General features: G+C 37.8%; 14 protein-coding genes. All 14 read right to left on the bottom strand.

Going from position 1 to position 13,349, the window contains the following annotated elements; all coding sequences use genetic code 11:
* Positions 1–33: 33 nt before the first annotated feature.
* The 14 genes from B5440_RS05970 to B5440_RS06035 all read right to left on the bottom strand — a co-directional run bounded on the left by B5440_RS05970 (position 34) and on the right by B5440_RS06035 (position 13,237).
* Positions 34–2,055 (bottom strand): aconitate hydratase, encoded by a 2,022-nt coding sequence (locus tag B5440_RS05970; protein ID WP_070055261.1) that lies wholly within the window; start codon positions 2,053–2,055, stop codon positions 34–36.
* 273 nt (positions 2,056–2,328) lie between these two features.
* Positions 2,329–3,045, bottom strand: a complete 717-nt coding sequence (locus tag B5440_RS05975) for an MBL fold metallo-hydrolase (protein ID WP_070055260.1) — start codon at positions 3,043–3,045, stop codon at positions 2,329–2,331.
* A 74-nt stretch (positions 3,046–3,119) separates the two neighbouring features.
* Positions 3,120–3,683, bottom strand: a complete 564-nt coding sequence (locus B5440_RS05980) for a 4'-phosphopantetheinyl transferase family protein (protein WP_070055259.1) — start codon at positions 3,681–3,683, stop codon at positions 3,120–3,122.
* Positions 3,680–3,934, bottom strand: coding sequence for an acyl carrier protein (locus B5440_RS05985; protein WP_070055258.1), 255 nt, complete (start codon positions 3,932–3,934; stop codon positions 3,680–3,682). The genes B5440_RS05980 and B5440_RS05985 overlap by 4 nt, the downstream gene beginning before the upstream one ends.
* 120 nt (positions 3,935–4,054) lie before the next feature.
* Positions 4,055–5,323, bottom strand: coding sequence for a beta-ketoacyl-[acyl-carrier-protein] synthase family protein (locus B5440_RS05990; protein WP_070055257.1), 1,269 nt, complete (start codon positions 5,321–5,323; stop codon positions 4,055–4,057).
* Positions 5,324–5,420: 97 nt separating this feature from the next.
* Positions 5,421–5,888 carry a 3-hydroxyacyl-ACP dehydratase FabZ family protein gene (locus B5440_RS05995; protein ID WP_070055256.1) on the bottom strand — a complete coding sequence of 156 codons (468 nt, stop codon included), beginning with the start codon at positions 5,886–5,888 and terminating at the stop codon, positions 5,421–5,423.
* 7 nt (positions 5,889–5,895) lie between these two features.
* Positions 5,896–6,690 (bottom strand): enoyl-ACP reductase FabI, encoded by a 795-nt coding sequence (locus B5440_RS06000; RefSeq protein WP_070055255.1) that lies wholly within the window; start codon positions 6,688–6,690, stop codon positions 5,896–5,898.
* Entirely contained in the window at positions 6,684–7,736 is a 1,053-nt protein-coding gene (locus B5440_RS06005; protein WP_070055335.1) for a type III polyketide synthase, read from the bottom strand. The genes B5440_RS06000 and B5440_RS06005 overlap by 7 nt, the downstream gene beginning before the upstream one ends.
* Positions 7,733–8,452 (bottom strand): methyltransferase domain-containing protein, encoded by a 720-nt coding sequence (locus tag B5440_RS06010; protein WP_070055254.1) that lies wholly within the window; start codon positions 8,450–8,452, stop codon positions 7,733–7,735. Before B5440_RS06010 ends, B5440_RS06005 begins: the two co-directional genes overlap by 4 nt.
* Positions 8,449–9,576, bottom strand: coding sequence for an NAD(P)/FAD-dependent oxidoreductase (locus B5440_RS06015; RefSeq protein ID WP_070055253.1), 1,128 nt, complete (start codon positions 9,574–9,576; stop codon positions 8,449–8,451). Before B5440_RS06015 ends, B5440_RS06010 begins: the two co-directional genes overlap by 4 nt.
* Before the next feature lie 75 nt (positions 9,577–9,651).
* The gene (locus B5440_RS06020; RefSeq protein ID WP_070055252.1) at positions 9,652–10,350 is read right to left on the bottom strand and encodes a YiaD family glycine zipper/OmpA-like lipoprotein; all 699 of its coding nucleotides are present in this window, start codon (positions 10,348–10,350) and stop codon (positions 9,652–9,654) included.
* Positions 10,351–10,365: 15 nt separating this feature from the next.
* Entirely contained in the window at positions 10,366–10,845 is a 480-nt protein-coding gene (locus B5440_RS06025; RefSeq protein WP_070055251.1) for a lipocalin family protein, read from the bottom strand.
* Positions 10,846–10,938: 93 nt separating this feature from the next.
* Positions 10,939–11,100, bottom strand: coding sequence for a DUF1328 domain-containing protein (locus tag B5440_RS06030; protein ID WP_070055250.1), 162 nt, complete (start codon positions 11,098–11,100; stop codon positions 10,939–10,941).
* A gap of 130 nt (positions 11,101–11,230) precedes the next feature.
* On the bottom strand, positions 11,231–13,237 hold the full coding sequence (locus tag B5440_RS06035; RefSeq protein ID WP_070055249.1) for an alpha-ketoacid dehydrogenase subunit alpha/beta: 2,007 nt from the start codon (positions 13,235–13,237) through the stop codon (positions 11,231–11,233).
* Positions 13,238–13,349 lie beyond the last annotated feature (112 nt).

Below are 13,349 nucleotides of genomic sequence, written 5' to 3' on the forward strand. Positions count from 1 at the left end.
CAGGGTTTTTTGTTTATAGCAATATTACGAAGTTTATTTTGTTTCGCTTTCTTCGGCATCCTTAGCCTGGCCTTCACCAAGCTCATTAGCTTCAATACGCTCTTTAAATTCGTTAATTATTCCGCCTTTCATTAAGATATTAATTTGCCTATCGCTCATACTATGCTTGGTCTCAAACTCTAATTTGTCACCATTGGCCTTTTTTACAATCACCTTAATGTTTTTTCGGTTTTTAATATTCTCTCTAAGATTTTTGAAGATCACCTGATCGTCCTGTTCTATTTTTTCAAAATCTTTAATATCGATGAACTCTAAGGGAAGAATTCCAAAGTTTACCAGGTTTTGCCATGCAATCCTTGCATAGCTGTTGGCAATCACCGCCACCTGGCCTAAATATTTTGGTGCAATAGCAGCGTGTTCCCTACTGGAACCTTGTGCATAATTATCTTTTGCCACAACTATATGCCCACCATGTTCTCCTTTAGCTTTCATTGCACGATCATAGAAGGTTTCGTCAATTACCGTGTAAGAGAATTTACTTATTTCCGGCAGGTTACTTCTAAAAGGCAACACCTCTGCTCCTGCTTTCAGAATCTCATCAGTAGAAATATTATCTCCCATTTTTAGCATTACAGGAACACTGTAATGATCTTGCATAGGTTCAATATATGGAAGCGATTTAATGTTAGGCCCTTTTTGAAGTTCAACTTTAGAACCGTCTTCTGGCGGAGCTACTAACATATCGTCTTTAATAATATGGAATTCAGGATATTCAAACTTCGGATATTTCATATCGTAAAGTTTCTCCAGATCTCGTGGATCTGTTATTTTTCCCGTTAAAGCCGAAGCTGCAGCAGTTTCCGGGCTACATAAGTGAACCTGGTCGTCCTTGGTTCCGGAACGGTCCGGGAAATTTCTTGGCATAGTACGTAAACTAATAGTGCCAGATGCCGGTGCCTGTCCCATACCTATACAACCCATACAGCCAGATTGGTGAAAACGTGCTCCTGCCTTTATTAAGTTAGCAAAAGCCCGGTTATCTATCATATTTTGAATTATTTGTCTTGAGGTTGGATTAACGTCAAAAGATACGTCACTACTCACCGCTTTATCTTCAACAATAGCTCCTGCCATCCAGAAATCTCTTAATCCCGGATTTGCTGAAGAACCAATAACCACCTGGCTAATGGGCTTACCTGCAACTTCACTTACCGGTACAACGTTCCCGGGGCTGGTTGGCAGTGCGATAAGGGGAACAAGATCATCTAAAACAATTTCTTCATGAAGATCGTATTCACAGCCTTCATCCGCTACTAATTCTCTCCAGTCATCCTCTCTTTTCTGGGATTTTAGAAATCTTTTTGTTTCTTCATCACTAGGGAACACAGTGGTGGTAGCACCAAGTTCAGCACCCATATTGGCAATCACGTGGCGATCCATAGCGCTTAAGTTTTTAAGGCCATCACCATAATATTCTATTACTTTTCCAACTCCGCCTTTTACATCGTGGCGGCGTAACATTTCAAGTATTACATCTTTAGCACTTACCCAATCTGGTAAATTCCCGGTAAGTTTTACGCCCCATACTTCAGGCATTTTTACAAAATAAGGCTGACCCGCAATTGCGGCCGCAACATCAAGTCCGCCGGTACCAATAGCGAGCATTCCTAAAGAACCTGCCGCCGGGGTGTGACTATCTGAACCAACCATGGTTTTTCCCGGCTTACCGAAGCGCTCCATATGTACAGGGTGGCTTACACCATTTCCTGGTCTACTATACCAGAGCCCGAATTTTTGTGCGGCTGAAAGTAAAAACAAATGGTCATCGGCATTTTTAAAATCGGTTTGCAGCAAGTTGTGATCTACGTACTGAACAGCAACTTCTGTTTGTGCTTTATCTAGTCCCATAGCTTCCAACTCCAGTTGCACCAGGGTTCCTGTAGCATCCTGAAGCAAAGCCTGATCTATTTTTATTCCAATTTCTTTTCCCGGAATCATTTCTCCCTTGAGTAAATGCTCCTTAATTAATTTTTGTGTTACGTTTAGTTTAGACATAGTTGGTTAATTTTAAGCTTTAAAATATTACAATTTCTATAGAAAGCAGGTGGGTTTAACAATATCTTATATCTTAAATGACAAACTGAAAAGCTTGCCATCTCTTCAATGCGCTGAAACAGGCGATAAAAAAAAGCCATAAATATAGAAGGTACTCCTTCCCTATTTATGGCAGTTTTCTAAAAAGCCGTTTGAAAAATAACCTTTGGAATATTCTGAACTCCTGGTTGTGAAATATTCTACCGGTTATTTTCGAAACAGCTTGTTATATTTTTATTTCTTACTTAGTGAATTTAAAATATCGGTTTGTTGACCTTCTTCAATATTAAAGCCCGGTTTTCCTTTTCTAGGGAATAAGTAAGCGAATTCTTCATCAAAAGCGCTCCAGCTTCCAGCCAAACCAAAATCGTCGTTAGATTTATCCATTTTTGGTCTTTTAAAAGTATTTAGATCAGAATCGTATGGAGAACCTTCAGCATCTTCGCCCGGGAATAACATTCCGTCATTAACTTCAGAATAAATAATAACCGAAGCTCCACCATTTCCTGGAAGATCAAATACTTTTAGACCAAAGTCTTTTAGTACACCTTTTCTTTCGGTGATATCTTTTGTTTTAAAACTGTCTTTAAAATTATTGCGTGGATGTGCAAAGATTGGGGCGCCGCCGGCATCTTCAGAAATTGTTTTTAAATCAGCGTAGGCGTCTTTTAAAATATGATCGCAGGTAATTAAAATACCTTTTATTTTATAGCCATCATTTACCAGTTTTTTTACCGCATCTTTGGTAGTTTCTTCAACTACATCAATAAGTAAAATATCCTGTCTATTTATATGTCTAATGGCATAACCCTGGTTAAAAACGCCATCTTTTTCTTTACCTTTTATAATAAAAGTATCCGGTATTAATTTTAAAAATTTACCGGTTTCACCTTTTTGAACAAATTCGGCACTTTGGCTGTGCAGCACTTCCATCTTATCAACAGTCTTCATAATCAAAATCGTTTTATAATTAGTTGTTTCAAGATACAAATAAGGTGAGGCTTTCACAATGCCGAAATCAGGTTTTAGGACATATTTAACGAGAGCGCATAGGCTGAATAATTTCCATGATGGGAAAGGCTAAATGGAATTTGCAGATTATCACCATGATAAGTTATAAATGGGATTCCCTGCCCGTTTTTACTAATGTTAAGAGAATCTAAGGGAATAAGATAATGTTCAGAAACCTTCTGCAATAGTAAGGAACTGGCATTTTTTTCTTCTGAAAAGTGTGAAAACTCGGAATTAACAGTATAACTTAGAATTTTATCCGGGAATAATTCTGAAGTTGTTTTAAAAGTTTCATCCTTAAAAGAAACCTCGCCCCTCGCCTTTCCTGAAGTTAATTGAACCTGAGAACAAACAAATTGCTTCGGATCATAAAACCGATGTAGTTTATATTGTCGTTGGACAGCTTTATAGACCGATTCTTTCATGCTCCATAAAAACCAAACATTTAATTCTTGATTATTACTTTTCTTTATAAACTCCTGCTCTTCTTCCGTGAATAATTTCTGAAGATAGCCTCGCCTTTCCCAGTTACTTTGAAGACGGGCTAAATTTAGGTCTATAACATCGTTACCTATCACGCTGAAGCCAGTTTACGCTCAATGATGTTTTTCGCATCGCCTACAGTCAACATTCCACTCATAGAATCGTTGTCTATTTCAATATCAAATTCGTCTTCCACATCTAAGATCACATCCACCAGGTTGGCCGAATTTACTTCCAGATCTTTAATGAAATCGGTTTCTTCATTAAAATTTTCTAAGCCTTCTTTTCTTTGAACATATGGAGTTACAATTTTTTTTAGGGAGTCTAGTATTTCTTTTTCTTTCATCTGTTTAAGAGTTAAGCTTTTAAGGGTGAATTTGTCACAGGTTTATAATTATTCCTGTGTATTGCCTTATTTGCGTCCAGCATCATGCTGGTTTCATTTATAAATAATTTTATTTGAAAGCTAATCTTGTATCTTTTTAAAAATAGCCACAGCATTTACATCGCCAAAACCAAAACTGGCTTTTGCCAGGATATTGATAGGTTTTTCCAAAGTTTTACGCGGAACTTTTTCTTCGGAAATCAGTGCTGAAATTTCAGGATTAAGATCTTCGCAATTCGTATTTCCGAAGATAAAATTTTTATCTATTTGCAGCACGCTGGCCACACATTCTATACTTCCCGAAGCTGCCAGGCAATGTCCCGTCATTCCTTTTAAAGAATTTATATACGGAAAATCATCATTTTTCAAGGCTTTTTTCCAATTTTCAATTTCCAGCGCATCCCTGGTCGTAGCAGTAAGATGCCCATTAATCAAATCAATTTCTTCTGCTGAAATCCCTGAAAATTGAATAGCATCTTTAATACACCTAATTACCGCTTCACTATTGGCGGCTGTCATACTTCCACCGCCACGTTGGCCACCACTATTTGTAGCTCCTCCTAAAACCTCACAATAAATTTTTGCGCCTCTAGCTTTAGCCGATTCGTAATCCTCCAGCACCAGTGCTCCTGCTCCACTTCCCGGCACAAAACCTGCAGCTGATGCACTCATTGGCCTGGAAGCTTCAGAGGGATTTTTATTATATTTTGAGGGTAAGATACGCATAGCATCAAAACCGCCCCACACATAAGGACCGTGGTCACTGCAACTGCCCACCAGCATTCGTTTCGCTTTCCCGGAGACAATTCTTTCAAAACCCATAAGTAGCGCTTCGGTACCCGTAGTGCAAGCAGACGAATTTGTAGTCACCTGATTGCCGCAACCTAAAATTCCGCCTAAATAAGCGCTAATCCCGCTAGCCATAGTTTGCATCACGCTGGTGCTACCTAATCTTCGAGTTTTACCGGCGTCTATTAAATGAATAGCTTCCCGGAATTTATCAACTCCTAAAATTCCGGTGCCAAAAATGACTCCGCTGTCCCAATCTGGTTGTTCGTTCTCTTCAATTTTAAGTCCCGCATCATTCCAGGCATCGGTTCCTGCAATTACTCCATACACAATCCCGCTGGAATTAAGTCCGCGTAATTGTAAGGGCGTAAAATATTTAGCTATTTTTTCTTCTGAAATTTGTGGTTTCCCAGCAATTTGACAACTGAACTTTAAACGTTCCAGTTCTTCTTCAAATCTAATCCCGCTTTCTCCTTTCCGAATCGCATCTTCAAAATTGGCCAAACCTACTGCGTTTGGTGCAACCACTCCCATTCCTGTTACAACTACTCGTTTTTTCATTAAAAAAGCTTTCTAAACAGTTTTACTCGATAATCGAGATTTAATTACTCCGTCCCGAAGCATCGGGATGCCCCTAAACTAAAAGTAAATTTCTAATTTAAATTTGTTTGGAAACGTCCTCAGTTAATTTGCTCTTTATCATACCGGCGATCTTTCCACGACAGATCAATTTCTCTGCTTTATCGTACATTCTTACTTCACATTTTAATTTATTGAATCTAAAGAACAACTTTTCTGAAACTACTTTTACCGTTTCTCCGGGAAAAACCGGGAGGTAAAAATCAACTTCCGAAGAACTTAAGGCAAGCTCAATTTCTTTTGATTCATTTACCTGATCTTGAAGCAGGAAAATTCCCAGGGAAACCACACCAATTTGCGCCATACATTCGGTTAAAATTACGCCGGGTGTTACGGGATTGTTTTTAAAATGGCCTTTATAGAAAAATGAATCTACCGGAAAGGTATAGCGACCTTCAGCAGATTTTTCGTTGATTTTCAGCAACTCATCTACAAATAGAAATGGTTTGGTGTACGGCAGTTTTTCGAGGATATTTTTATAATTCACGCAGTATTTATTTTAAATGTTCCCCGCCATTAACGGGAATAATGGTTCCAGTAATCCAACTGGCTTCGTCTTTACTCAATAAATAGACAACATTCGCAACATCTTTAGGAACTGTAAGCCTTTTAAACGGATTATGCTTTAAAGCGTGCACTCTCAGGGTTTCATTACCGGGAATCATTTGGAAAGAGCGGGTAACGGTAACGCCCGCCTGAATACAATTTGCCCTAATTCCGTGAGAAGCGAATTCCAGTGCAATACTTCTGGTTATAGCTTCCAGCGCAACTTTTGCCGCTGAAACCGCCGCGTAATTGGCCCAGGCTTTTTTATTGCCTTCGCTAGTAAACGAAATAATCCTGGCATCCTTTGCAAAAAGATTAGCTTTAAAAATAGCTTTTGTCCAATCGTACAGACTAATGGCCATAGCATCTATTGTGATCTGGAAATCTATATTTTCTAAAGTAGGTTCATCACCTGTCATTGGTTTTAGGTTTCCCTTAGAAATACTATGCACTAAAGTTCGAATCTTGCCTTCTTTGCCAAGTATTTTGGAAATTTCCTCAATGAGATTTATTCTTTTTTCAGCATTAGTAGCATCAACATTAAAACTTTCAAATTTTACATCTTGCTCTCTAATATCTTCAAAAGCTTCTTCTATTTCAGCAATATCAGCGCGTCTGTCTCTATGAATAATTATAATATTCATGCCGTGGTGCGCCAGCTTGCGAGCAGTTGCAAAGCCAAGACCTGTACTTCCGCCCAGAATAATTGCCCAATAATTGCGATCTTTAAAATCTGTTACCATTCCAATAAAATTCTTTGTGCCGAAAAGCCGGGTCCAAAACTTAACATTAAGCCCTGTTCGCCAGGTTTTGGCTGTTTTTTCATAAATTCCTGCAGTACATAAAGCACTGTGGCGCTGCTCATATTCCCATATTGACGCAGCACCTCGCGGGTATCATCTATATTCTTCCCTAAGTTACCAAAAAGATCTTCAACTGTTTGCACAATTTTTTTTCCACCAGGGTGAAAGATAAGATGATCTACCTTTTCAATATTAGAATTGAATTTTTTTAGAAATGGATGCACAATTTCGGGGAAATGAGATGCTATGGTTTGTGGAACGCTTTCGTCTAAGATCATTTTAAGGCCATGGTTGGTGAGATCAAAACCCATTAGATGCGTAGCTTCGTAAAAATGATACATTTCCTCACCTAAAATTTTAGGACCTGGAGCATTTTTTTCAGAAGATAATAAAACGCAAGCGGCGCCATCGCCAAAAATAGCGGCACTTACCATATTTGCCATAGAATAGTCGTCTAATTGGAAAGTAGCAGTAGGACTTTCTACCGCGATTACCGCGGCACGTTTTCCGGGATTAGCTTTTAGAAAATTTGCGGCATAAATTATTCCTGAAATTCCAGCGGCACAGCCCATTTCTGTAACTGGAAGGCGTGTAATATCCTGTCTCATTTCTAAAGAATTGATAAGGTAAGCATCCAGGGAAGGAATCATAATTCCGGTACAACTTACGGTGATGATAAAATCTACCGAATTTGCTTCCCAGTCATTTTTCTGTAAAGCTTTTTGAAGTACATTTTTGCCTAATTTCTTTACTTCCCTCACATAAATATTATTCTTGTCTTCAAAGGAGGTGGCCGTAAAAACCTCTTCGGGCTTCATAATAGAATAACGTTTATCTACTGCAGCGCCTTCAAAGATCTTCAGTACTTTTCTGCGATAACGATCTTCCTGACCTTCAAGCCAGTTTTCTACCAGGGGAAGAATATCTTTGGTTTCCCGGGAATATTCCGGTAATTCTTTTTCAACGCCTACAATTTTTATATTCATATTTTTTCTTTCTGAATAATCCACTGGTAGCGAAATGCCCACTTCCAGTTAATTTGATGTTTTGTTTGAGGAATTTTTTCTGCAAAACTTTTCAATTCTTCTTTCTTAAATCCGCGTAAAATAGAGATAAGCCCGTCTTTACGAGCAATTTCATTATTGATAAACACCGCGCAAAATGCCTGGAACAACCTGTAGGCTGCTTTAGAACGATGCAAATCGTTAACAATCACGCCTATTCTGGATTGCTGATTAAATAGTTTTAATAATTCTAAGATCTCTTTATTTTTAAAATGATGCAGGGTTAAGGTACATAAGATAATGTCGCAAGTAAAATCTTTGAATTCTTCACTAAAGATATCTAAAGCTAAAAAATCTATTTCCGGGTAATTTGAAGATAATTTTTTACCAATCTCAATCGCGTGAGTATTTGCATCAATGCCGGTAAGTTTAATCTTATAAGCATTTTTTCTACCCCATTTTGCAATTTCCCTTAGTACAGCGCCATTCCCACAACCAACATCGGCAATATGTATTTCTTTCGTTTTTGGTTGATCTTCAATAATCGCTTTAACCGCATCTAAGGTGATCTTATTTCCGCCCAGCCATTTATTGATATTGTCAAGATCCCGTAACGTCTTATCGAGTTCCTGGCCTTTCAGGTCAAAATCGTCCATAATTTCAACCGCGTTGGTTCTTTTTGAAGTATTTATACTCATATTATGGGTTTCCCGTGAGTTTTACTGATGATTTTCCCTAACAAGTACGGAAATTTTTTTACCAGATTTTGTGAAGTTGACGCTAAAATTGGATTTATTAGTATTGTTTGAAGCATTCGGCCAGTTTTCAACCTTTTGCTGAAATTGGCATTCCAGTTCTCCCGATATTCATTTTCAAGATTTTTTCGGTCTATATTTTTTCCTTTGAAATTATTCAGAATTGCTTCCGAAGCGATTTTACCACTATGAATTGCCATTGCCATGCCATTACCACAAAGCGGATGAATTAGTCCCGCAGCATCACCCAGCATTAAAATATGATTTTTAATCGAGGATTTTTCCTGAAATGAAATTTGGGCGATACTTAGATCTTTTTCAAAGATCGGTTTTGCATTTTTAAAAAAACCTTTTAAATACGCATTCTGGAATAATACTTTTTCTTTGAAATCTTCGGTATTTTTATACTTTTTAAAACTCTTATAGGAAACCATATAACAGGCATTCACAGCACCCGTTTCCGTTTTTGACAATCCGCAATAACCTCCTTTAATGTTATGGAGTGCTACCAGATTTTCTGGGAAATCAGGAAACTCGTAATGCCCTTTAACGGCAAGCCAGGAAGATTTCTCCTGGATAAAATCACGTTTAAGGCTTTTATCCAGATTAGATCTTTTTCCAAAAGCGCCCAATACAATATTTGCAGTAAGTTCTTTTCCGGAAGATAGCGTTAGATTGAATTCATGATCTTTAAAGTTGATATTTTCAACAGAATCTAATATAGTTTCAGCACTGCTTTCTTCAGCTTTATTGAAAAGATAGTGGTCTAAAGTATAGCGGCTTAATCCCAGGCCACCAAGATTTAAAGGCGTTTCAATAGATTTAGCATTTTGGGTACTGTAAAGCAGGTTATTAATTTTTACCGGCTTCAAATCTTTTTCAAGATTAATATTAAGTGAATTAAAATAAGGCAGGACTTCGTTAGATAGGTATTCACCGCAAACCTTATGGCGTGGATAGGCTTTTTTTTCAATAACCAGGACGTTTTTTCCTTTTTGGGAAAGATGAATGGCAGCCGTTAAACCCGCCAGGCCTGCACCCACTATAATTACTTGAAAATCTGCCATTGGTTGAAGATAAATAAAAGCATAAAAAAATCCCGGAAATTTCCGGGATTTAATACTTGTTTGAGAACTTAAATACTAATTCTGTTCTTCGGCCTTTCTTCTGGCTTCTTCTTTCATCTCTTCATTAGCAACAATTGCTAATTCAACTCTTCTGTTCTTAGCACGACCTTCGGCAGTTGAATTATCGTATTTTGGTTGAGATTCACCATACCATTTGGTATTGAACCTGCCACTGCTTAATCCCTGGCTTGTTAAATAATTGGTTACAGCCTGGGCTCTATTTTTAGAAAGGGTAAGGTTATAAGTTTCACTTCCTGTGTTGTCGGTATGACCTTCTACAAGAATGTTAGAATCTGGATATTCTTTAAAAATATCGGCTAATTTATTTAGTGTAGCCTGAGATTTTAAATTGATGTTGTATTTCTCGGTATCAAAATATACACCGCTACTTTCATCAAAAGTAACATTAATCCCTTCCCCTACTCGTTCTACTTCGGCACCGGGAATTTCCTGCTCTATTTCCTTGGCTTGCTTATCCATTCTATCGCCAATTATAGCGCCGGCAGCACCACCTACAACTCCGCCAATAATGGCGCCAAGTGCAGTATTCCCATCGCCGGTATTATTTCCAACAACACCGCCAATAACGGCTCCACCGGTTGAACCAATAACGGCTCCTTTTTGTTTATTATTCGCATTTTTTGTGGCTTCACAACCAAAAAGTAAGGTAGCCGCAAAAAGTACCGCAAACATTCTATTTATAGTAGTCTTCATAGTAAATTGATTTATTTAAAGTTTAGAAAAATTCATTCTAATCACAAACGGAGAGCCTTCTAGCATTACAGATTGCTCCCATACCATCTGGTTTTCTGAAAGTGATTTCAAATTCATACGGAAACCCTGGTTTCCTGTAGTTGAGTTATAATCTTCATCAGTTGGTTTTAATAAGAAATCATAGATTCCCTCAGGAGTATTTTCCTCGTCTATAGACCAGATAAAATAACGCTGACCCTGGCTGCAATTAGTACCCTGAACGGAGTACGCACCACGATTATTGTTGGAAACGAAATTCCAGGTACTATTTTCAAAGCAAGAGGCATTCGCGTCGTTTAATAAGGTTACATCAAACTCACCAGAACTGTTAGGGTAAGTTACACTGGTAAGTGTCCAGTTTCCATTAAAGGTCTTCCTGGCTTCTTTTGCGGTTTTACTTGGCCCACAAGCCGCTAAAAGTACGGCTACAAAGCCAAGTATAAATATTTTTTTCATTGTTAATTATTTGGGTTATACGCAAAAACCCAATGTTTGCCGATTATGATCTGGCGCAATACATTGGATTTTTATTTTATAATTTAATTTGTTTTATCTTCTGAATAATCGGCTTACTAGAGAAATCACCAATAGTACAAGGAAAATGTAGAATATAATTTTAGCAATATCAGCAAAACCTTCTGCAATTCCACCAAATCCAAAGATGGCAGCTACCAAAGCAATGATTAGGAAAATAACGATTAAACGTATCATAATATTAGATTTTTTGATTAGTTATGATCTAAATTACAGTAGGTCTTGAACCGAGACAAAAGATTATTAATACTTTAACAGCGCGACTGTTAAGAAATCTTAAAATCATTAATTTTTCAGCTATTTATTATTAATAGTCTATTAATTGCTGTATTTTCTCTTTCAATTTTGTCTTCGGAAGATAGCCCTCTTCAAGGGCTGCCGCAAAAGGAATTGGGGTTTCAGCACTGCCCAAACGCATAACCGGCGCATCTAAATACTCAAAGCATTCCTCTGAAATAATTGCTGAAATTTCTGAAGCCAAACTACCAAAAGTTGAATCTTCGGTAAGTATTAATACCTTTCCTGTTTTTTTAGCCGAATTTATTATAGCTTCTTTATCTAATGGTTGAAGGCTGCGCAGATCAATTAAGTCTACATTTTGCAACTCCATTTCATTAATGGTGTCCAATGCCCAGTGAACTCCGGCGCCATAAGTGATAATTGTAAGTTTTTCCCCTTCCTTTAATATTGAAGCTTTACCTAGTGGTAAGGTATAATAGTCTACCGGAACTTCCTGGCGAATACTTCTATACAATGCCTTGTGCTCAAAAAACAAGATTGGATTGGGATCATTAAAAGAGGTGTTTAAAAGACCTTTAGCGTCGTACGGAAAGGCTGGGTAAACAACTTTTAATCCCGGAACTTTAGTAAACCAGGCTTCATTTGTTTGACTATGAAAAGGTCCTGCTCCTACCCCGGCGCCGCAGGGCATTCTTATAACCACATCGGCATTTTGATTCCATCTATAGTTGCTTTTAGCCAGGTAATTTACAATGGGATTAAAACCGGAACTCACAAAATCCCCAAACTGCATTTCTACCATGGCCTTCATTCCACTAATGGAAAGTCCCATCGCCGTTCCAACAATGGCCGATTCACATATAGGCGTATTTCTTACCCTTTCTTTACCAAATTCCGATATAAGGCCTTCAGTAATTTTAAAAACGCCGCCATATTCTGCAATGTCCTGTCCCATTAAAACCAGGGAATTATGCCGTTGCATAGATTGTTTTACAGCCTGGGCAATAGCGTCTATAAATCGAATATTTTCAGTATTAGTATCAGGATTAACTTCCTGATATATAAACTCCTGGTAAACATCATTTAACTCTTTAGTTTTAATAAACTCTGTAGGAGTTTCTTCATTGGCTTCTTTTAAATTAAGGTCTATTTCAGCCTTGATCTCATCCTTAAAATGAATTTCCTGATCTTCGCTAAGAATATTTTCATCCTTTAAAAATTGCCTAAAATTTTCTACGGGATCTTTTTGCTCCCAGAATTCCATTAATTCTTCAGGTACGTATTTAGTGCCACTTGCTTCTTCATGGCCACGCATTCTAAAGGTCTTAAACTCTAATAAAACGGGCCGTGGATTTTCTCTTATACTTTCAGCAATTTCAGAAACCTTAGCGTAAACTTCGATAATATTATTTCCATCTATAATATGGGATTCCATTCCATATCCTTTCGCTCTATCGGCCAGATCTTTACAGCGATATTGCTCGTTGGTAGGTGTTGAAAGCCCGTAGCCGTTATTTTCTATGCAAAAAATAACCGGTAAATCCCAAACCGAAGCAATATTAAGCGCCTCGTGAAAATCACCTTCACTGGTGCCGCCTTCCCCGGTAAATACCGCGGTAAGCTTATTTTCTTGCTTTAGTTTATGTGCCAGAGCAATACCATCGGCTACACCCAACTGAGGGCCCAAATGAGAGATCATGCCAACAATTTTATATTCCTGGGTTCCAAAGTGAAAACTCCTATCACGTCCTTTCGTAAAGCCGTTTTGCTTTCCCTGCCATTGGGAGAAAAGTCGGTTTAAAGGAACATTTCTCGTTGTAAACACACCCAGGTTTCGGTGCATTGGTAGAATATATTCATTGGGATTTAATGCTTTTGTCACTCCTACCGAAATAGCTTCCTGGCCTATTCCGCTAAACCATTTTGAGATTTTTCCCTGTCTGAGTAAAATGAGCATTTTCTCCTCAATTAATCGAGGCTTTAAAAGAGCTACATATAGATCTAATAACTGAGCAGGAGAAAGATTTTCTCGCTCAAATTTTATAGGTGACTGTACTGAAGAATTTGGCTGCATAACAATATTTGTTTATCAAATGTAACCAAAAATATAAATGCTAAGAAATATAAAAAGCCTCGGCAGCTCCCGTATTTTTATTTAACTTTGTGTGTTAATTTATCAAAAAACA

The sequence above is a fragment of the Salegentibacter salarius genome (assembly GCF_900168265.1).
GTDB classification, from domain to species: Bacteria; Bacteroidota; Bacteroidia; order Flavobacteriales; family Flavobacteriaceae; genus Salegentibacter; species Salegentibacter salarius.

What these genes read in the sequence shown, in the direction of transcription:
- B5440_RS06030 (WP_070055250.1), bottom strand. Translation starts at nt 11,100, where the DNA reads ATGATACGTTTAATCGTTATTTTCCTAATCATTGCTTTGGTAGCTGCC.
- B5440_RS05970 (WP_070055261.1), bottom strand. Translation starts at nt 2,055, where the DNA reads ATGTCTAAACTAAACGTAACACAAAAATTAATTAAGGAGCATTTACTC.
- B5440_RS06025 (WP_070055251.1), bottom strand. Translation starts at nt 10,845, where the DNA reads ATGAAAAAAATATTTATACTTGGCTTTGTAGCCGTACTTTTAGCGGCT.
- B5440_RS06035 (WP_070055249.1), bottom strand. Translation starts at nt 13,237, where the DNA reads ATGCAGCCAAATTCTTCAGTACAGTCACCTATAAAATTTGAGCGAGAA.
- B5440_RS06020 (WP_070055252.1), bottom strand. Translation starts at nt 10,350, where the DNA reads ATGAAGACTACTATAAATAGAATGTTTGCGGTACTTTTTGCGGCTACC.
- B5440_RS05975 (WP_070055260.1), bottom strand. Translation starts at nt 3,045, where the DNA reads ATGAAGACTGTTGATAAGATGGAAGTGCTGCACAGCCAAAGTGCCGAA.
- B5440_RS06005 (WP_070055335.1), bottom strand. Translation starts at nt 7,736, where the DNA reads ATGAATATAAAAATTGTAGGCGTTGAAAAAGAATTACCGGAATATTCC.
- B5440_RS06010 (WP_070055254.1), bottom strand. Translation starts at nt 8,452, where the DNA reads ATGAGTATAAATACTTCAAAAAGAACCAACGCGGTTGAAATTATGGAC.
- B5440_RS05985 (WP_070055258.1), bottom strand. Translation starts at nt 3,934, where the DNA reads ATGAAAGAAAAAGAAATACTAGACTCCCTAAAAAAAATTGTAACTCCA.
- B5440_RS06015 (WP_070055253.1), bottom strand. Translation starts at nt 9,576, where the DNA reads ATGGCAGATTTTCAAGTAATTATAGTGGGTGCAGGCCTGGCGGGTTTA.
- B5440_RS05990 (WP_070055257.1), bottom strand. Translation starts at nt 5,323, where the DNA reads ATGAAAAAACGAGTAGTTGTAACAGGAATGGGAGTGGTTGCACCAAAC.
- B5440_RS06000 (WP_070055255.1), bottom strand. Translation starts at nt 6,690, where the DNA reads ATGGTAACAGATTTTAAAGATCGCAATTATTGGGCAATTATTCTGGGC.